Source organism: Shewanella canadensis (assembly GCF_003966225.1).
GTDB classification, from domain to species: domain Bacteria; phylum Pseudomonadota; class Gammaproteobacteria; order Enterobacterales; family Shewanellaceae; genus Shewanella; species Shewanella canadensis.
Genome location: NZ_RXNU01000003.1, coordinates 80348 through 101631 on the forward strand (window position 1 = coordinate 80348; position 21284 = coordinate 101631).

A 21284-nucleotide genomic window follows, 5' to 3' on the forward strand; every position below is an offset into this window, starting at 1 on the left:
TTATTCTCCAAGACGGTGTTGTGATAATTGCCCTAGTAACAACTTGACCAGGGCTAGCCTGTCAGAGTATGACTCTGCAGGGATGATGAATTTTAACTTACTCGGGCCATCCATTCGATAGTTTTGTGGTTGGCTCTGGAGTAATCCGATGATAAAACCAGGATCGACCTTATGATCATCGTTGAACTCCAGACTTCCGCCCTTAGCATGCATCTCGAGCTTTTTAATGCCTAGTGCCGTAGCTTGATGTTTATAAAGGGTTAACTCCATCAAGTTCTTGGTGGGATCTGGGAGTAAACCGAAACGGTCGATCAATTCCACTCTTAGTTCGTCCAGCGCCTGCTCAGTTTCACAGTTTGCTATCCTCTTGTAGAGCGATAGCCTGATGTTGACATCGTGAACGAAATCATCGGGAAGCAGGGCGGGAATACGAAGCTCGATTTCACATTGGTGCCTTAGCATCTGATCGAGTGAGGGTTCTTTCCCCTCTTTGAGTGACTTCACTGCGTCCTCGAGCATCTCCATATAGAGAGTGAAGCCAATTTTCGAAATATGGCCGCTCTGTTCATCACCTAACAGTTCGCCAGCCCCACGGATCTCCAGATCTTGAGTGGCCAATAAAAATCCGGCTCCCAGGTCTTCTAATGCGCCAATCGCCTCAAGCCGCTTGACTGAATCTTTTGTCATGCGCTTAGGGTGGGGCGTCATCAGGTAGGCATAGGCCTGGTGATGTGAGCGTCCCACACGCCCCCTGAGTTGATGCAGTTGCGCCAGACCAAACTTATCAGCACGTTCGATGATAATGGTGTTCGCAGAGGGGACATCGATGCCCGTTTCGATAATGGTAGTACAGACTAAAACATTAAATTTTTGATGGTAGAAGTCGGACATCACTTTTTCAAGTTCACGCTCACGCATCTGACCATGAGCCGTGACAACACGCGCCTCAGGAAGCAACTCGCTTAACTCACTGGCACGCTTTTCGATTGACTCGACATTGTTATGCAAGAAGTAAACTTGTCCACCACGTAAGATCTCGCGTTGCAGAGCCTCTATCACGGTCGTATCGTCATACTCCCTTATGAAGGTTTTTACCGATAACCGCTTCGCCGGAGGCGTTGCGATAATTGACAGATCCCGCATCCCGGACATTGCCATATTGAGTGTTCTTGGGATCGGAGTCGCAGTCAGGGTTAAGATATCGACATTGGCTCTTAAGGCTTTGATTTTCTCCTTCTGTCTTACGCCAAATCGATGTTCCTCATCGATCACCAATAATCCCAGATTTTCGAATTTAGCATCGGACTGGAGTAACTTATGGGTGCCAATAACAATGTCGACTTTCCCATTGGCTAACTCCTCCATAACATGTTTTTGCTCTTTAGCCGTTTTGAAACGCGACATGACCTCTATCTTTACCGGCCAATCGGCAAACCTGTCTTTGAAATTTTCGTAGTGTTGTTGAGCCAGCAGCGTCGTCGGCACTAATATGGCGACCTGTTTGCCGTCATTGACCGCGACAAAAGCCGCGCGCATTGCCACTTCAGTCTTTCCGAAACCTACATCACCACATACGAGTCTATCCATGGCTATCGGGGAGCACATATCGGTCATGACAGCGTTAATTGACGTTTCCTGATCGACGGTTTCCTCGAAGGGAAAACTATTAGCAAATTGCGCATATTCCTCTTCGATGACCTTGCAAGCATCTCCGGGTCTTGCCTGTCGTGTGGCATAGACATCGAGTAACTCTGCGGCGACATCACGGATCTTCTCGACCGCTTTTCTCTTCGCCTTTGCCCAGGTCTCGTTGCCGAGTTTATTGAGGTTCGCCTCTTCATCGGGCCCTACGCTATAGCGGCTGATAAGGTGAAGAGATGAGACGGGGACATAGAGCTTATCACCACCGGAATACTCTAACATCAGGTACTCGGCGATTAAGCCACCGGTATCTAAGGTTTCGAGTCCCTTATATCTGGCGACACCGTGATCCAGATGAACGATGGGTTGACCCACTTTTAACTCGGCCAGGTTTTTGACCAGAGCGTCACTGCTGATCTGCCTTTGCTTGTCCCGGCGTCGCTTTTGCGAAATCTTGTGTCCGAAGAGCTCAGTTTCACAGATGAGACTGAATTTTGCCCCACGTGATTTTTCGACAATACACCCCTTAGATAGGGGAGATACGATCAAGCCAAGCTTAGCGTTTGAAAGGACAAAGTCATCGAAATGGGCGAATAATTTGGGCTTTATGTCGATTTTACTCAGCAGCTCAAACAAGGCTTCACGTCTGCCCTCTGATTCGGCGCTGAAGAGTATATTGCCTGCTCCCTCGCTAAATTCTTGCAGTAAACTCAGTGGCTGCTTGAGTTTGTGGTTAGCAGTCACATCAGGTAAAACCTCGAGTTTTGCCTGATGACCTGACTCCTGAGCATCACCGACTTTAAGCAGTGTTCTGGGGTGTTGCTTAAATTCCGAGAAAATCTGCTCAGTGAGTAGATAGAGTTCTTTTGGAGATAATAATGGTCGCAGTGGATCGACTCGCCTATTCTCATAGCGGATCTCGATCTCCGCCAGGTGCGCTTTTACAGCCTGCTCCAGATCGCCAATGTTTACCAGTTGTGCATCACCGGGAAGGTAATCAAATAAGCTGGCTGTATCGTCGAAGAAAAGGGGCAGGTAGTTTTCTATTCCTGCGGGGAGCAGTTTTCTACTGACCATCTGATAGACAGATTCGGGCTCTTTAACCAGAGCCTCAAATCGACGGCGGTATCTTTGTCTGAACCCCTCTATCGCCGCATCGTTGGTTGGGAACTCTTTTGCGGGCAGCAAGCGTACGGAATCTATGGTGCCACTGGAGCGCTGAGTCTCAGGATCAAAATAGCGAATCGACTCTACCTCGTCGTCAAACAGCTCTATGCGGTAGGGCTGAGTCGATCCCATAGGGAAGAGGTCGATGATAGACCCCCTGACGGCAAATTCGCCATGCTCATAGACTTGCTCCACCATATGGTAACCGGTATCGACCAGTTGCTGTTTTACATCCTGCAGGCAGTAGTTATCGCCTTTAGTTAACAGCAGTACATTACCGGCCAGAAATGATTTAGGTGGCAAACGCATCATCAAGGTTGTAATGGGGACGATGACCAGACTCTGTTTTGCATTGGGGATCCGTGACAGGGTCTCCAGTCGCTGTGACACCAGGTCTTGATGCGGCGAGAAGTTGTCGTAAGGCAAGGTTTCCCGGTCTGGAAAAATCCATACCGGAATATCTTTATCCTTCAACAAATAGGTTAATTCAGTTTCCAGTAAAAGAGCCGTGGGAGTGTCGTTGGTCACAGCCAAGGTCAAGCCATCATGCTTTTGGACTATATTGGCTAAGGTGATGGCTTGAGACGCGCCACCTAAGGTAAATAGTGTTTGCGCTCTGGTTGCGCTTTTTACTGCTGGCGGAGTCAATACTGAAAAAGGTTTCATTAATAACAGGCAAAAATTAACGACAAAGATGCCTGTTATTGTAGAGGCTTACACTCATCAGTGCTAGGGGCTGTTGACCTTTCATACTTGTTTTTGCTGCTGTCTTATCCTGAAATTTACAGACTCTGGATGAAACTTAAGGCGCTTTCTGTGCTAATTTTCGATATTTCAGGTACTTCTGCTGTACGCTGAGGCTAGCTTTGACCAGCTGTTCGACATCGGAGTCGAGTATCTGAGTAAACTCTAATTCTGTTATATACCGGGCACTTTCAGCGGCATTACTCGCATCATCACTGGCGTCGGCAACTTGATTTGAGGTGACTTTTACAAAACACAGTAGTGCGATCAACTCCTCTTTGATATGCAAAGTGATCTTGTACTGGTTTCCGACTTCGAGCTCTGCATTACCAATAATTTTGATGCCACTTCCACCAAATGATAACCCATGATGTTGCTCTCCCTCGTGCTGTTCCTGCTCGATGACATGTTGCAGAACAAGGTCAATCTTTCTCGATTGAAGCTTAAGGTAATCGACAATTGATTTAGCTTCATCGTCGAAGTGTCTGAGTTGCATTAAACAGTCGGCTTCAAGCGCTTTAACATCACTAATCAGCAGCAGGCTTGTCGGCAACATAAACTTCAGCTCACTCTCTGATGGCAGCGGGGAGTCATCTGGCCATAGGGTCAGATAGACGGTAAAGTCATGCATAACACTAAAATAGGGCGTTGAATCAGTGAACAAGGGATTTCCTCTTGTTTTTTTGTAGCTATTACCCCTATTATCATGCGCATCTTAATGATTTAGCAAGGCTCTATAGTTAATGAGTCTGTGGGCAACTATGAATTTTGCGTTATCTGCACATATTGGGTTCCGTTATTGGCGAGCCAGAAAGGCCAATACGTTTGCCTCCTTCATCACATTTTTTGCCGTTTCGGGGATTTTACTCGGCGTGGCCGCACTCATTATTGTCAGCTCTGTGATGAATGGACTCGAAGGTCAATTAAAGCAGCGAATATTGGGGGCCGTTCCTCAGTTAACGGTACATGCGAGCCAACCACTAACCGATTGGGAAAAGCAGGTTCAGGGATTAAAAAACTTACCCGGAGTGTTGGGGGCTACCCCCAGTATTGCGACCCAGGCCATGGTTCAGTCGCAAACTAATATCAGTGCCGTTCAGGTATACGGTATCTACCCTGCTTATGAGCAAGAATTATTAAGAACAATGAAACGAAGTTTCAATGGCAGCTTCGATAAGTTAGAACCCAGACAATATCGCGTCATCCTTGGCGCAGAATTAGCCAGACGATTAGATGTTGTAGCCGGCGATACGGTGAGACTCCTTAGCGGTGAAGGTGTGGTGTATTCGCCGTTAGGACCCGTGCCTAGTCAGAGAAAGTTTATTGTAGCCGGCATATTTGAGATGGGCTCACAAGTCGACGCCAATCTTGCCTATGTCCATTATGAAGATGCGCAGCGGCTGATGCGACAAAAACCCGGTGAGATAAAACATCTCAGGCTCTATCTGGTCGATCCCTTCAATGCCGCCAGTTTAACCTCTAAAGTTGTCGAGCAGTTCGAAAAGCAGGGTATCGAGGTCACTACATCCGATTGGCGAGAGTCCTACGGCCACTTATTCAGTGCCGTTAAGATGGAAAAAAATATGATGTCACTGATGCTTAGCCTTATTATTGCCGTTGCGGCTTTCAATATTGTCTCGGCGTTAGTCATGATGGTCGTCGATAAGACAACCGATGTAGCCGTATTAAAAACACAGGGGCTGTCGACATTGACCGTGATGGGGATATTTATGATCCAAGGGTCATTGAATGCCATTCTAGGACTGATATCCGGTTTGTTGGTTGGTATCGGTTTATCGCTTAATCTCAATAGCATACTGAACACGCTTGGGATCTCAGTATTAGGTGCGGGCCAGTCATTGCCGGTGCAGATTGAGTGGACACAATTGGGCTGGATTGTTGTCGGAACCTTGATCATTACCTTTTTAGCCACCGTTTATCCGGCACTGAGAGCCGCAGGAGTACAACCTGCCAGCGCATTAAGATACGAATAAGTCATGCTTTTTAAGCAAATGCTTTTTAAACAAATAGTTTTAACCAAGATTAGACATCACATTCAGTGCTGGCAATAAAACCATATTGGCAGTGCGTTAGATACGATTAGATGAGTAACAAAATATGCAAGAGCTACTGTTAGAAGTCAAAGGGGTGAGTAAAAGGTATCACGAAGGGAGTGTAGATACTCAAGTGCTCAACTCTGTAGACCTGCAAGTATTCAAGGGAGAACAACTCGCTATCGTAGGCACGTCGGGTTCGGGTAAGAGTACTTTACTGCATATCATGGGGACGTTAGACAGCCCAACGAGCGGCAGCGTGAACATGTTAGGCGAGGACCTATATGCGCTTTCGGCTCGCCGTCAGTCAGCTATCCGCAATCAGGATTTAGGCTTTATTTATCAGTTTCATCACCTGCTCCCTGAATTTACCGCCCTGGAAAATGTCTCTATGCCAGCCCTGATACAGGGAAGAAACAAGAAAGAGGTCGAGTCTGAAGCTAAAGCCTTGCTTGAGAGGGTAGGGCTGGGGCATCGATTAGCGCATACCCCATCTGAGATGTCCGGTGGTGAGCGGCAGCGTACGGCTATTGCCAGAGCATTGATCAACAAGCCTAAGTTGGTACTCGCTGACGAGCCGACCGGTAATCTGGATGCCAGTAGCGGCGAAGCCGTTTATGAATTGATTCAAGAGCTTGCCACCCAGTTAGGCACGGCTTTTGTGGTGGTGACTCACGATACCAAGCTTGCAGCGCGGATGGACAGACAGGTTCAGATGAAGGATGGCGTTTTGCTTAACGGTGAAGGAATATCTTCATGAGTCAGTTGCTCTCTTTCTGGGTTGGCTGGCGCTTTTATCTGGCCCGCCAGTCTAATCGATTCATCAGTTTTATCTCCTTTGCTTCGACAGCGGGTATCGCCTTAGGCGTTGCGGTATTGATTATCGTACTCTCTGCGATGAACGGTTTTGAGAATGAACTCGAAACAAGACTACTCGGGGTCGTTGCACACGCCGAATTGAGTGGTGTCAATGAACCTATACACAGTTGGCAAGCCATCGCCAATGATGCTAATAAGATCCCCGGCATTGTGGCGGCGGCCCCCTTTATACGACTTCAAGGGCTAGTTCAGAAGCCGGGAGGGTTTCAAGGTCTCAGTATTCTGGGAATCGATACCATCGAAGAGGCGAAGGTATCAAAAATTTCTGAGTTTATGTCGGCATCGACATGGTCAAAATTGGCTCAACATGATGCGAATAATATCGTATTAGGCAAGAGTCTGGCCGAATCTTTAGGGTTAAACGTCGGCGACGCCCTCAGTTTATATATGCCTGATATCAGTGGTAAAAACAGAAGCGGCTCTCGAATTGGTGCGGCAAAAAGTTATCGATTTACCGTTGCTGGTGTGTTTGAACTCGGTGGATCATTGGATCTCACCACCGCCTATATTCCTATGCAATATGCCGCTTCAATACTTAAGATGGGCGACGATGTTTCAGGTGTCAGAATTAAAACTGAACAGGTATTCGATGCGCCAAGATTGATCAGAGAACTGGGTTATAGCCAGGAGCAATATCTCTACCTCAATGATTGGACCCGTACTCAGGGGAATTTGTATCAGGACATTCAGCTGGTGCGCGCCGTTATGTATCTGGTACTGGCACTCGTCATTGCGGTTGCCTGTTTTAATATCGTATCGACCTTAGTGATGGCCGTACGTGATAAGCAGTCTGAAATTGCCATTTTGCTCACTATGGGAATGAAGCGTATTTCAATCATGAATATCTTTATCGTGCAGGGAGCGCTAAACGGTCTTTTAGGCTGTGTGATCGGTGGAGGGCTTGGTGCCATTATTGCTGAAAATCTCAGTGTTATCGCCAAGACAATTGAAAGTGTTTTGGGCATTCAGCTGCTATCTGCAGATGTCTATTTTATTGACTTTCTGCCTTCACAGCTGCATCTGTCAGATGTGGCTTTAGTGATATTACTGGCCTTCATCATGAGTCTCATCGCGACGCTCTATCCTGCCTGGAAAGCCAGTCAAACCGCTCCGGCACGCGCATTAGCGGGCAGATAGACCACGTTATAGAAGATTGATAATTCGGGACGTCACATCTGTGTGATGCTCCCGGAATCCTCTCCCCCGCAATATCCTTTCTTGCTTCTTGCTTCTTGCTTCTTGCTTCTTGCATCTTGCATCTTTATCGAGGTTAAGGCTGAAAGAGCCTGAATCAAACTGTCAATTAGTCTTGGCGCGGCTCTGTTGAGCTTAATTTTTGCGCTTGATCCATTTAAACAATATGGAGTATTTCCACAGCGTTTTTATTAAGAAGAAGCCTACGATAGCAAAAATCGTCCCCAGAACCAGACAGCCTAAGAGAAATGGAGGGCCAATGGTCGATATTGAGGCCTCTACCCATTGCCAGGTGGCTTCGAAAGCAAAATCCTGTGTGGGGTGATTCAGGATTTTAGCGCCTAACAGGTAAGCCGCGTAGAACATAAATGGCATTGTGAATGGATTGGTTATCCATACCAAGGCCACAGCAATGGGAATATTGCAGTTGAAAATGATCGCTAATGCTGCAGCGAGCACCATCTGAAATGGCATAGGTATCCAAGCCACAAACAAACCTACCGCGAATGCAGCCGGCGCTGAACGTCTGTTTAGCGCCCATAAATTAGGCTTGTGGAGCCATTTTCCAAACATCTGCAAATGCTTGTGATTCTGCAGTGTTTCGGGTTTTGGCATAAACCTTTTAATTAATTTTTTTGGCATAAATTGTTATTGCTGTCTTAACTTATTCAGTATGAACCGATTTATGTTTGGCTTCAGTGCCATAATTCTCAGTGCGATGCTATGGCCGTCACTGCCACCTCTACTCTCGCTTCCCGCATTTGCGTTGAGCGGAATTATCTTGCTTAGGCGTCTGCCTATTATCGCGGGAGCATTGCTGGCTGTCGCTTGGGTATCAATCTATGCCCAGCAATTACTGACATGGGAACCGCTAAATACAGAGCAGAATCTCATCGTGAAGGGCGAAATCATATCACTAGTTAGTCAAAACAGCGACTGGCTTAGTATGGATATTCGGTTGTTGAGATCAAAGTCGAGTGAATTATTGTCAAAAAACTTACGAATAAGTTGGAAGAAAGCACCAAAAATAGAACTCGGAGAGCTCTGGGAGTTTGAGATTAAAGCCAAGCCTATTACCAGTGTACTGAACCAAGGGGGATATAATCAGCAAAGAGCGCTTCTGGGTCGTCATATTGTGGGGAAGGGGAGTGTGCAAGAGGGGAGACGATTGGGTGTCAGTCACTCGCTTAGGGCTAAAATCATCACAGAGCTCATGCCGCATCTCAAATTATTAGACAGTGGCGATCTGATATTAGCCCTATTACTCGGTGATAAGAGCCTTATCGATAGTCAGCGCTGGCATTCTCTGAGGGTGACGGGCTCCGGTCACCTAGTTGCGATCTCGGGACTGCATCTTTCGGTTGTTGCCGCCTGGGTTTTTATGGGGGCGTTTTCCCTGCTCAGTTATTGCTCGCCTCAGCTAGGTCGGCGTAACTTGCTGCTTGCGGCTATGTTATCTGCGGTGATCTGTTCGATGTACGCCTATCTTGCCGGATTTGCCTTGCCAACCCAGCGTGCTTTGGTGATGCTGCTGTTGTTACTGATACTAAGCATGATAAAACGATTCTCCTCGCCCTGGGAGCGGCTGTTAGCTGCGATGTTTCTGCTGTTACTCTTCGACCCTTTCTGCTGTTTGAGTGCCGGTTTCTGGCTCTCATTTTTAGCCTTATCGATTATTTTACTCACGATAAGTCGCACACCATTATCAATTTCAAATATTAATACCGAGCACTCGAGGTGGCAGGGCTTTAAGCAAAAGCTCACTCTTTTCTGGTCAATTCAATGGCGACTGAGCTTAGGTTTAGGGCTGTTACAAGCCCTGTTTTTTGGGGGTATGTCGCCTTATGGTTTACTGTTTAATTTTCTGTTTGTTCCCTGGTTCAGCATAGTGGTGATCCCACTATCTATCCTGAGCCTTGTTATGTGGGGCGCAGCTATGGCTATAGGATTTGAGCTAAGTGGTCTCTTCGCTATTGTCGATATCAGCTTGGCTCCAATGCTTTATGCTTTCACCATCTTCGAGCAGTTACCGTCGGCCTGGTTTCCTATCTCTGACAAGATGATTATGGCGTTTGCATTGGGTCTTATGGGCTTGTGGCTCATCACACATTCGATAAAACTAAAGTGGAAGCTCGTCTCTTTAGTTTTTCTCTTGCCTGCGTTGTTAACCCTATGGAGCCGACTCGTCCCTATGACTCACCATGAATGGCGAGTTCATCTGCTCGATGTAGGCCAGGGGCTCTGTGTTGTGATAGAAAAAGCGGGTCGGGCATGGGTATACGATACCGGGGCGGCCTATGGTGACAATTTTAGTTATGCCGAACGAGTCATTCTTCCCTTCCTCAATTCCAGAGGGATAAGCGATCTAGATTATCTTGTGCTTAGCCACGGTGATAATGACCATGCCGGTGGTGCCGATAAACTCATCGAAGCATATCCAAGTGTCAAAGTTGTCAGCGACCTTGTTGAGTTTTCGGATATAAATTGTCGTCCCAAAGTATTCAACTGGTATGGACTCAACATTGAAGTTTTGGGGCCGAAACAGGCCCGGGGAGGCAACGATGGTTCATGTGTATTGAGTGTAAGCGATCGCTATCACAGTTTGCTTCTGCCCGGAGATATTGAGGTGCGAGGCGAGTGGGCGATGCTAAATGAAGGTTTGTCATTACAAAGTGAAGTGCTTATCGCACCTCACCATGGAAGCCGAACCTCCTCTACTCAGGCATTTATCAAGAGTGTCTCTCCTGAGCTGGTATTATTCCCATCAGGGTTTAATAATCGCTATGGTTTTCCTAAGCAGGATGTCGTTAATCGATATAAAGTGAGTGGAAGTGAGATGCTTATCTCGGGAAAAGAGGGGCAGGTTAGCGTGATTTTCAAACCGGGGGAGCGGGAAATTAAATCATATCGGTCAGATCTTGCGCCATTTTGGTATAACGGATTGTTTAGGTTTGGCGAGTTGGCCGATCCAGAGTAGAATGCTCGTTTTCCATCTTTATAGAAGCATCAATGACAAAATCAACTAAAAGTGAAGTTTGGACCGTTTTTAGACGGTTACTCGGTTACCTGAAGCCATTAAAGGCAGTGTTTGCTTTTGCCGTGCTTGGACTGACAACATACGCACTTGTTGATGCGACATTCATTGCGGTCATAAAACCTTTTATCGATGAAGGCTTCGGTGGCCAAGCGGGTCAAGCGACCTCAAGCATCAATACTTTAGATCTGGGTACGAGTGGCGGCTTTAATGCCAACAATGAAGTTCTCTTTTATGCACCTTTTGTCGTGATAGGGCTCTTTACCCTGCGCGGTTTAGCTAACTTTGTCTCGACCTACAGTATTTCGTATATGAGTGCCAGACTCATTATGGACATGCGTCAGCAGGTATTTGAACATTATCTCACGTTACCCGTAAGCTATATGGACAGTGAGAATACGGGTAACCTCATCTCCAGAGTGACCTACGATACAGAGCAGATTGCCCGTGCGACAGGCAGTGCGATGATCACCATCATTCGTGACAGTATCACTGTGATTGGTATGTTGGGGATCATGTTTTATTACTCCTGGAAACTCTCGCTTTGTATCTTAGTCATCGGACCGATAATCGGTTATGTGATCGCTACGGTCAGCAAACGCTTCAGAAAAGTCTCTAAAAATATTCAGGCGGCAATGGGAAGTGTCACCGCCGCCACAGAGCAGATGCTCAAAGGGCACAAAAATGTGCTTTCATTCGGTGGGCAAGAAACTGAAGCTGCGCGTTTTTGGAAGGTCAACGATCAAAATCGTTATCAGACAATGAAGCTAGCGATGGCGCAATCTGTAAGCCAGCCATTGGTGATGATCATTGGGTCATTCGCCTTAGCATTTGTTCTGTATGCAGCCAGCATAGATAGCCTCAAAGCGGAGCTAACCGCCGGAACATTCGCGACCATTCTCGGTGCCATGTTAGCCATGCTTCAACCGATTAAAAACTTAACGCGAGTCAATGCCGAATTTCAGCGTGGTATTGCGGCATGTACGACGGTTTTTGAGTTATTGGATACCTCTCCTGAGGTCGATAACGGGACCTACCAAGTTGAGAGAGTCCAAGGCGATCTCAGCTTTAATCAGGTTAACTTCAGCTATCCCGGGCAAGAAAAGGCTGCGTTGAAGGATATTAACTTTACCGTCGAACAGGGGAAAACGATTGCTCTGGTTGGCCGCTCCGGTTCCGGTAAATCGACCATTGCAAATTTAGTCACCCGTTTTTACACCGGGCTGAGTGAAGGTAAGATCACATTGGATGGCGTCAATATCGATGATTACACGCTTACCTGTTTGCGGGACCAAGTGGCATTGGTATCCCAGCAGGTGACGCTGTTTAACGACTCCATTGCGAATAACATTGCCTATGCTTATTCTGGTGAAGCGACGAAAGAGCAGATCATTGAGGCGGCGACATTAGCTCATGCGATGGAGTTTATCGAGCAACTGCCTGAAGGCTTAGATACCCAAATCGGTGAAGACGGCGTGATGCTGTCCGGGGGACAGAGGCAACGTATCGCTATCGCGAGAGCCATCCTACGTAACTCACCGGTACTCATTTTAGATGAGGCAACATCGGCCCTGGATACCGAATCGGAGAAAGCGATTCAATTGGGGCTGGATAATTTAAGACATAATCGCACCTCGATTGTGATTGCTCATCGCCTGTCTACCATTGAAAGTGCCGACCAAATTCTGGTTGTGGATCAGGGGCAGATTATTGAGCGTGGAAACCACCAATCACTGCTCGAGCAAGATGGCATGTACGCTAAGCTTTATCAGATGCAGTTCGGCAGCTAAATGCAGGCATTTGTAAATCGTTTATGGTATCCGAAAGGTTTTTTAGACACTCAGTCTAAAGGCCTTTTTTTGCTGATAAAATTAATTCAACTGCTGTTGTGGCCACTCTCTCTCCTGTTTGCTGCGATAACCGCTCTGCGTCGTAGCTTATTTAAGCTTGGGATCAAAAAACAATCCAGATTACCTGTGCCTGTCATCGTTGTCGGCAATATCACGGTGGGGGGAAGTGGTAAGACGCCCACGGTTATCTATTTGGTTGAGCTATTAAGGCTACATGGGTACAAACCTGGGGTTATCAGCCGCGGATATGGGGTTAACTTTGAAGGGGTAAGAAGCGTATTACCTTCGATGGCGGCTCGGGATGTGGGTGATGAACCCGCCATGATCGTTGGCCGAACCGGAGTGCCCATGGTGATTGGTCGCAATCGAATCCATGCGGGAAAGCATTTGCTTACCCATTTCAATGTCGACGTCATCATCAGTGATGATGGCCTTCAACATTACGCTTTAGGGCGAGATATCGAGTTATTGATCTTAGATGGAGATAGACGCTTCGGAAACGGCTCACTATTGCCCGCAGGACCCCTTAGAGAAGGGCTGTGGCGCGTTAAACAAGTGGATGCCGTCGTGGTCAATGGCGGTCAGAGTATTGAGGGGGAGCACGCTATGAGCCTGGTACAGGGTGCATTAAAGCCTGTCGCCCATTCAAATGAACAAGCTCCGGCTCTCAATGACGCTGTGGTTGCCATTGCCGGTATCGGTAATCCACAACGTTTTTTTACCTCACTGACTAACGCGGGTTTTAATTTAAATCGCGTTAAGGCGTTTGAAGATCATCAAGCCTATTGCGAAAATGAACTCACAGAACTCTGCGGTGATCTCCCCATCATAATGACTGAGAAAGATGCGGTTAAATGTCGCGATTTTGCAAAACAAAACTGGTGGTATCTTCCCGTTGATGCGAAGCTATCCTCAAATTTCGATCGGCTGATATTAGATAAACTAAAACGTTAGCAGTCGTCATATTTATACCAAAAGGAATAACAATGTCGTTTGATAAAAAACTGTTAGAGATCGTGGCTTGTCCTGTGTGTAAAGGTAAGCTTGATTATGAGAAGTCATCACAGCGACTCATCTGTAAGGCTGATCATCTGGCTTATCCGATCAATGATGGGATCCCAGTCTTACTGGAAAATAAAGCCGAACGCTGGCAAGAAGCCGAATCTTAATTGTTTTTATCGTGGCTTGGGTTAACAGAGCTTAGGCTACATAATCTCGGCTTCGACATTTAGGTTATAAGAAATAGGTTATAAGAAATAGGTGATAAGAAAAACGCCACATTCGATGGCGTTTTTTTGTATTTATAAGCTTAGTCGGCGCTCTCTCCGTTAGCGTTTTAGTCCTTCATATAAGGTGGCTATCCATTTCTCTTCTGAAATAAACGACCAGCCCCAGTGCTTCCATTGCTCAGGTAGCCCCTTCTCTTGGATCTGCTGGAGTGCTGCCCCATCAGATAATTGACTCTCCATCCAATCGATCGACCCATCGAGCATATGCTTGAAGCGAATAAGATCGTCTTTAGTCGCAAGTTCCCCGTGTCCCGGGATCACCTTAGTCTGTGAGTCGATTTGGTCGATAACGATAGCCACATTGTCCCGGTAGCCCTTCACCGAACCGCCAGCTTTAAGATCAATATAGGGATACTTGTCTTTAAAGAACAGATCGCCCATATGGACTACACTCTTATCCGCCCAAAGCACAATACTATCCCCATCGGTATGACCGGGTCCCATATGAAGCAGCTGTAAGCTGTCCCCATTGAAATGGATTGTGGTGCCCTCATGATAAGTGATACTGGGTAGAGCGCTCGGCTGGTAGCTTGTGTTTGAGGATAGACGTTTAAGTACATTGTGATGGGCAAAAATAATCCCACTTATGCCGAAGAGGTTGTTACCTCCGGTATGGTCTCCATGATAGTGAGTATTAACCACGTACTTAGGTGAGCCGGGTTGGATGCTTGACAGGGCGGCGGTGATCTTATCCGCTAATGGAGCAAATTGATTATCAATAATGAGGATGCCGTCTTTACCCGCCGAGACACCAATATTGCCCCCTGAGCCGGTAAACATATAACTCGTTTGCGAGAGCTTTTGTGGTGTGATGACAACGTCTTTGAATCTGTCGTCATCGGCAAGAGCAAGTGGCGAAAGTAAACAGCCTATCGATAGCAATGTCAGTATTTTCGTTTTCATTATCTTAGCCTTGAGCTATGCCTTTTGGTTAGCTTATCATCAAATATCGCTTTGCATGACAATAATTTAACAAATGTACGCGATGAAAAAGCCAGTAGCTGATAGCTACTGGCTTTTAGAAAAATCATCTCAGTATTTTAGGGCGTGACAACCTATCTATTTTATCTTTTCATTATTGTGCCCATGGTAGCAGACGTTTGGATACGCGATCGGCCTGACCGAGTTTAATCGCCGCACGGAATCGCATTCTGTATAGCGCCTGATAGCAAAGGGGAACCAGATATAAGCTGGTCACGGTTGAGAACGTCAATCCACCTATGATAGCAATGGCCATGGGTGAATATGATGGACCGCCGCCACCTAGCTGGGTATCTCCCATGGCCAGAGGCACGAGTCCGAGCACTGTCGTGCCAACGGTCATTAACACCGGACGCAGACGTGAGTGACACACCTCACTGATGGTATCAGATAGCTTGTCTAAATCGGGTGAGAGCTGATTGATTTGGTCAACCAAAACGATGCCGTTGTTCACGACAATGCCCATCAAGATTAATATCCCTATCATAGCCATAATAGACATCGGGGTGCCGGTAAACAGCAGTGCCCAAAAGACACCGGTTATTGAAAACAGAATAGAGGTGATAATCGCAGTCGGTAGCAGTAAAGATTCAAACAGGGCCGCCATAACGATGTAGATCATCGCAATCGCAAGCAGCATATTCGTTGCCATTACCGCCTCATCTTCATCTTGTTTCTGAAAACCGCCTCTGAGGGAGTAGCCGTATCCAGCCGGAAAGTTTATCGTCTCCAACGCCTGAGTGATCTTCTCCTGCGCTTCTTCCGTGGTTAAGTCGTCAAGATTGGCCCCGATCGATAGCGCCGTTTGTCTGTCATAGTGTCTGATGGTGTCAAATCGAGGCAATATCTCAATTTTAGCCAAACTGTCCAGAGTATAAACACGGTTATCGATTCTGATCACCGGCAGTTGTTTCAATTTCTCAAGCGACAGACGCCATTGCTGTTCGAACGACATCTCGATACGCAGTTCTCCATTGGGATCGTGACGGAAAGAGCGTAGCTGCGTCCCACGAAGCGCCATAGAGATACTCGAGGCGACTTCATTGAGCTTAAGGTCTAGTCTGGCAGCCATCTCACGATCGACACGGATGACCACCTCTTGCTGTGCACCGCTGAGCTCAGATCTCACATCGGTTAACCCCTCTATCGAAGACAGTAACGGGATAACTTGTTCACTTAACTTAATCAGGTCGCTGGTTGAGCGGCCGGTTAGCGAGACCCTGAGTCCGTTATTGTCACTGCCCCAACCGAATTGTGGTTTAGCAATCGAAAACTTCGGAAAGCCTTCTCGTATGCTTTTCTTCAGTGCCTTCATGTCGATCTCAACATCTTCATTGAGGATCAGGGTCGATTGGCCGCGGTCGGCCGAGAAGTAGCTGTAAACAGAATCTATCTGAAACTTATCTTGATTGGCATAAAGATACTTTTCCATCTTGGTGATCATAGCTTCGGTGACATCTAGGCTGTGACGGCCTTCGACCTGATAATTGATGTAGAGTTTATTGTTCCCTTCACCGTCAGATTGATCTTGCTTAACCATGTTGAGTGGTAATGCCGTTGAGGCAAGCATTAACAGAGCGATGACGCCAGATATGCGCGGGTGAGATAAAATCCAATTCAGGCTGCGATGATAATAGCTTCGAAGCTTACTCTCCTTCTTCTGAGGATCGATCTCAAAATTCATACGGCTCAGCATGAGAGGCAGTAAGGTTTTAGCCACTAACAGTGAGGCGGCGAGAGAGATACAGATGGCAATTGCCACATGCTCGAGGAAGATGGTCAGCTCGACCTTCACCCCGAAGATATTGGGCAGGAACACGATAGCCGTAGTGAGCGTACCGGCGAGTACCGCGAGGGCGACTTTATTGACACCCGTGAGTACTGGATCATTGTCTTGCTCATCACCGGAGTCGATACCTTGTCCCAGAGATTGTCCCTCGGCTTGTGCCTGTTTCTCCTGCAATACACTCTCTGTCACCACCACGGCATTATCGATAAGCATGCCCACGGCCAGCAGTAATCCCATCATAGAGAGAATATTCAGGCTGTAGCCAAGCAGATACATGGCCGCAAGTGTCATGCATATCGAGATTGGCACAGAGGTCACGACGACTAAGGTCATCTTTAGGTTGCGTAAAAACAGATAGAGCACGGCAAATGATAATAGGGCACCGATAAGGCCTGCGGTGAGCAGGTCTTCCAGTGACGAGGTCACGCCATAGGCCTGATCTTCCATGACATACAGTTTGATGCCTTGAAACTGTTGATCTTTCTTCGCATTCTCGATGACTTTCATCACGCGTTTTGAGACTTCAACCAGGTTGGCACCGGACTCTTTAAATACATCGAGACCGACGGCATAGTTTTGATCTAAGTGACGACCATCCAGACGCTCCGGCAGAGAGAAGCTGACCGTGGCGATATCGCCTAAGGTCACGCCTGGGGTGAGGACTAAGTTGTTAATCTCATCGAGGTTTCTGAACTCTCCTTTAGGGGAGACCTGATAGACGCGGGAATCGGTTCTCAATATTCCGGCGCTGATGACAAAGTTTTCTTGCTGCAGCCTGCGCGTCAGAGCTTGAATCGAGATGTTACTCGCAGATAACTTATCCGCATTAACCCGTATCTCGATCTGTTTCTGTTCGACGCCATAGAGGGTCACCTGAGACACGCCCTCGACGCGCTCCAGGGGACGTTTGAGCTGCTTGTCGAGTAGATCGAAGGCACCGGAAAGTTCGCGGTCACTGGATATTCTTAAATTAAGCACCGGCATATCGGCAGTAGAGAACTGCCTGATAAAGACGCGCTCCACATCTTTAGGCAGCAGATGCCTGACGGCATCAATTTTCTCTCTGGCTTCCAGGCTCTTAGTGGCGACGTTTTGTCCCCACTTCATTCTCAGTTCAATTTCGGCGCCATTTTGTGAAGAGCTGGATCTCAGCTCTTCGATTCCGCTCATGGTCGCCAAAGATTCCTCGAGCACCCTGGTGATGTCGCGCTCTACTTCGGCCGGGGTAGAACCTTTGTAAGGCACCTCAATGTTAACCTGAGGCATGTCGATACCGGGAAACATCTCCAGGGGTAATAACCGGCTGGAAGCGAGCCCAAACAGTAAAATGGCCACGAAAAACATGCTGGTGGTAACGGGCCTCTTAATGGCTAAACGGGTTAAGTTCATGCCTGACCTCCAAGCGTTGCAGCCTCTGGGCTCGCGTCACTCTTCTTCACCTTGAACTCTTTGCGATCGAAAAGTGCATACAGTACTGGGATCACCACTAAGGTGAGCAAGGTTGACAGCGTCAGACCAAAAATAACCGTGATGGCCATCGGGGCGCGAACTTCTGACCCATCTCCCAGACCCAGGGCCATAGGCGATAAACCCAGTGCCGTCGTTAAAGTCGTCATGATAATCGGGCGAAGGCGTGATTTTGCCGCTTCAGATATGGCATCCATCTTATCGCGTCCCTCCTGCCTGAGTTGGTTAATCCTGTCTACCAGAACGATGGCATTATTCACTACGATACCCGCGAGCATGATAAGACCGATAAACACCACGACACTCAAGTGAGTCTGAGTGATATAGAGTCCGAACACACTCCCTCCAACCGCCATAGGTACGGCGATAAGAATAAGTAGTGGGTGTAATAATGATTCAAACTGACTCGCCATGACGAGATAAACTAAGAACACGGCCAACACGAGTGCGATTTGCAAGGATTGGAAAGAGTGCTCCATCTCCTCGTTTTGGCCACCAAAGCGGGCTTGAATCGAAGTCGGTAATGTCTGCTGAGCGAGAATATCTCTGGCTTCCAAAACGGCTTCGTTAAGATCGCCATAGGCCAGATTAGCGGAGACGATTGCCACTCGTTGCTGGCTGATACGGTTGATCGCCGATGGGCCCAGCTTTAAGCTGACATCTGCCACGGCGCTCAGAGCAATAGGATGGTTACTATCAGGGTTGACAATCATTGAGTCGATGTCGCTTATCTGATCGCGCTCTTCGATTGCACTTCTGACCAAAATATCTATTTTACGATCTCTTACTGTGTATTGGCTGGCAATGGTGCCACCGATGCGTTGTGCAATTCGGTTCGCGACCGTGGGCGCATCCATTCCCAGCGCGGCTAACCGCTCATGGTCAAAACGAATGCTAAGCTCAGGTTGACCGTCACGCAGACTGGTATTGATATCGGCAAATCGGTCAGAGTCGGAGAGGGCATCAACCAGATTGTCAGCGGTATTTTTCAGCTGAGCCAGCTCATAGCCGATCAACTCTATCTCTAACGGTGTTTTAAAGCTAAATAGCTCAGGATGTTGAATTTGAGCCTCCAGCTCCGGGATGCGCATCGCGGTTGTACGCAATACCGAAGCTACGGCATCAAAGGCGTTGTGATCGGCGAGTACGACCTGTAGGCGTCCCCAATTTTCGCCACCACGAGAGGTGTCCGACGTCATCAGGCCGCCACTACCCGCTTGGCTATAAGCGTGTTTAACATCTTCCCTGTCTTTAATCGATAGGGCGAGCTTGCGTAATATCTTATCAGTTTCAGTGACCTCAGTGCCTGGCGGTAATAAAATTTCGACATAAAATTCACCCTGGTTCATCGGTGGGATCAGCTCCATTCCCAATTTGGGAAACAGTGAGGCTGCACCAAGGGTGACTAGAATTGCGATGCTCAATGTCAGCACTTTAAACTTAAGTGCCTGAGCGAGCAGAACATGATAGACAGATTCTAACTTCTGGTAGAGCCAGTTGAAACCGGAGCTCAGTGGACGCATAACCAGCCCGGTTAACCAAGAGACGAAGCGACCGATGAGTAGGGCCAATGTCAGTAATAGACTCGGCAGATAGCTAAACAGCAGAACAAACGGGAAAGAGAACACGGTTGCACTGTAGTGCTTGAGCTTGGCGACTCGGGTTTCAGGCTTAGGTTTGACTACTTTCTCAACCATAGGTGGGAGTGCCTTAAATCCTTCCCGGGATGCCAACATAGGAATAGTGGTTAATGCCACGAGCAATGAGGCTAACAGTGCGAAGGTGACGGTCAATGCCTGATCAGAGAACAGTGCACCGGCCACGCCGTCGACGAAGACCAATGGCACAAATACGGCCAATGTTGTCAACGTAGAAGCGAAGATGGCTCCAGCGACCTCTTTGGTTCCTGTTACAGCCGCATCGAGTTTATTCATGCCAAGGGAGCGACATCGGTCGATATTTTCGAGGACCACAATGGCATTGTCGACCAATAAACCGACCGCCAGCGCTATGCCTCCCAGTGACATGATATTTAAGCTGATGTCGGCGAAATACATCATGTTGAAGGTGGCAATAACCGAAAAGGGTATCGAGATTGATATGATCAATGTTGGAATGATATCTCTCAAAAACAGATAGATAATTAACATCGATAGCAAGCTACCTATCAAGGCCGCTGAGGTAACTTCACTGACGGCACTTTCAATAAATTCTGATTGATCGTAGATAACCTTGAGTTCAGATTTACTGCCTTGTTCATTTAACGTCTCTAGTGCAGCAGTGACTTTACGGGCAACGGCCACGGTGTTTGCATCACCCTCTTTGTAGATAGCGAGTTCAATCGACTCCTGATCACCTATTCGGGTTATGTCGTTACGCTCTTTGTGTGCGTCGACAATTTCGGCGACTTCGAACAGTCGAACTAATGTCTGCGCGTCACGATACACAACGATTTGGCCTAACTCTTCGAGGGAGTTGAACTGGTTTAGCGTCCTGACCAGATACTCTTTGTCCCCTTGGATCACTTTACCTGCCGAGAGGTTAATATTTTCTTCGGCGATACGGTTGCGGATAAGTTCCGCATTTAAGTTAAGTTGAGTCAGCTTTTCCTGATTGAGTTGTATATGAACCTCTTGCTGCAAACCGCCGGATAACCGGACCGCAGCCACGCCAGATAATGACTCTAACTGTCGCTTAAGCTCCTCTTCAGCGTAGGTACGCATCTGCTTAAGGTCGGTATCGCTGGCATCGGGTACCGAAAGGGCCAGGCGAACGATAGGGTCCAGGTTTGGATTAAAGCGCAGCAGTAGCGGCTTTTTTACATCTAACGGGAGTTCTATGGTATCGATTTTCTCTCTGACATCCAGGCTTGCCATATCCATATCTGTGCCCCACTCGAACTCGAGTACGACATCTGACATGCCAGAGCGGGAGATGGAACTGATCTTACGCAGCCCTTTTACGATACCAGCAGACTCTTCGATAGGTTTTGAAACCAACTGTTCGACTTCAACGGGAGCCGCGCCGATATACTGGGTTCGAATTGTGATAGTGGGATAGCTCAAGTCTGGCAGTAGCTTTACCGCCAGACGAGAGAAGCCAACCATACCGAACAAGATAACCGCAAACATGAACATCCATACGGTGACAGGTCGGTTTACTGATGTTTTTATAATAGACATAGACCTTGCTCCG

General features: G+C 47.5%; 13 protein-coding genes. 7 read left to right on the plus strand and 6 right to left on the minus strand.

Going from position 1 to position 21284, the window contains the following annotated elements:
* Positions 1-3474 (minus strand): transcription-repair coupling factor, encoded by a 3474-nt coding sequence (mfd, locus tag EKG38_RS06520; RefSeq protein WP_126519483.1) that lies wholly within the window; start codon positions 3472-3474, stop codon positions 1-3.
* A gap of 136 nt (positions 3475-3610) precedes the next feature.
* The gene (locus EKG38_RS06525; protein WP_126519484.1) at positions 3611-4216 is read right to left on the minus strand and encodes a hypothetical protein; all 606 of its coding nucleotides are present in this window, start codon (positions 4214-4216) and stop codon (positions 3611-3613) included.
* Positions 4217-4313: 97 nt separating this feature from the next.
* On the opposite strand from EKG38_RS06525, the gene EKG38_RS06530 reads away from it, so the two are divergent.
* The 3 genes from EKG38_RS06530 to lolE all read left to right on the plus strand — a co-directional run bounded on the left by EKG38_RS06530 (position 4314) and on the right by lolE (position 7622).
* Entirely contained in the window at positions 4314-5546 is a 1233-nt protein-coding gene (locus EKG38_RS06530) for a lipoprotein-releasing ABC transporter permease subunit (RefSeq protein ID WP_126519485.1), read from the plus strand.
* Between the two features lie 124 nt (positions 5547-5670).
* Positions 5671-6366 (plus strand): lipoprotein-releasing ABC transporter ATP-binding protein LolD, encoded by a 696-nt coding sequence (gene lolD / locus EKG38_RS06535; RefSeq protein ID WP_126519486.1) that lies wholly within the window; start codon positions 5671-5673, stop codon positions 6364-6366.
* Positions 6363-7622: a lipoprotein-releasing ABC transporter permease subunit LolE gene (gene lolE, locus EKG38_RS06540; RefSeq protein ID WP_126519487.1), complete on the plus strand. Its 1260-nt coding sequence runs from the start codon at positions 6363-6365 to the stop codon at positions 7620-7622. Before lolD ends, lolE begins: the two co-directional genes overlap by 4 nt.
* Before the next feature lie 192 nt (positions 7623-7814).
* Here the strand turns inward: lolE and EKG38_RS06545 are convergent, their stop codons facing one another.
* A complete protein-coding gene (locus EKG38_RS06545; protein ID WP_126519488.1) occupies positions 7815-8321 on the minus strand; it encodes a DUF2062 domain-containing protein in 507 nt (168 codons plus the stop codon).
* Between the two features lie 31 nt (positions 8322-8352).
* Here EKG38_RS06545 and EKG38_RS06550 point away from each other — a divergent pair, with 31 nt between their 5' ends.
* Genes EKG38_RS06550 through EKG38_RS06565 form a run of 4 tightly spaced genes read left to right on the plus strand, consistent with a single transcriptional unit; the run spans position 8353 to position 13732 of the window.
* Positions 8353-10656 (plus strand): DNA internalization-related competence protein ComEC/Rec2, encoded by a 2304-nt coding sequence (locus EKG38_RS06550; protein ID WP_126519489.1) that lies wholly within the window; start codon positions 8353-8355, stop codon positions 10654-10656.
* A gap of 32 nt (positions 10657-10688) precedes the next feature.
* The gene (gene msbA, locus EKG38_RS06555) at positions 10689-12503 is read left to right on the plus strand and encodes a lipid A export permease/ATP-binding protein MsbA (protein ID WP_126519490.1); all 1815 of its coding nucleotides are present in this window, start codon (positions 10689-10691) and stop codon (positions 12501-12503) included.
* Positions 12504-13517, plus strand: coding sequence for a tetraacyldisaccharide 4'-kinase (lpxK, locus tag EKG38_RS06560; RefSeq protein ID WP_126519491.1), 1014 nt, complete (start codon positions 12504-12506; stop codon positions 13515-13517).
* A 32-nt stretch (positions 13518-13549) separates the two neighbouring features.
* The gene (locus EKG38_RS06565) at positions 13550-13732 is read left to right on the plus strand and encodes a Trm112 family protein (RefSeq protein WP_126519492.1); all 183 of its coding nucleotides are present in this window, start codon (positions 13550-13552) and stop codon (positions 13730-13732) included.
* Positions 13733-13891: 159 nt separating this feature from the next.
* Here the strand turns inward: EKG38_RS06565 and EKG38_RS06570 are convergent, their stop codons facing one another.
* From EKG38_RS06570 to EKG38_RS06580, 3 genes are all read right to left on the minus strand, one after another.
* A complete protein-coding gene (locus EKG38_RS06570) occupies positions 13892-14755 on the minus strand; it encodes an MBL fold metallo-hydrolase (protein WP_126519493.1) in 864 nt (287 codons plus the stop codon).
* 172 nt (positions 14756-14927) lie between these two features.
* Positions 14928-18011, minus strand: a complete 3084-nt coding sequence (locus EKG38_RS06575) for an efflux RND transporter permease subunit (protein WP_126519494.1) — start codon at positions 18009-18011, stop codon at positions 14928-14930.
* Positions 18008-21271, minus strand: a complete 3264-nt coding sequence (locus EKG38_RS06580) for an efflux RND transporter permease subunit (protein ID WP_126519495.1) — start codon at positions 21269-21271, stop codon at positions 18008-18010. The genes EKG38_RS06575 and EKG38_RS06580 overlap by 4 nt, the downstream gene beginning before the upstream one ends.
* Positions 21272-21284 lie beyond the last annotated feature (13 nt).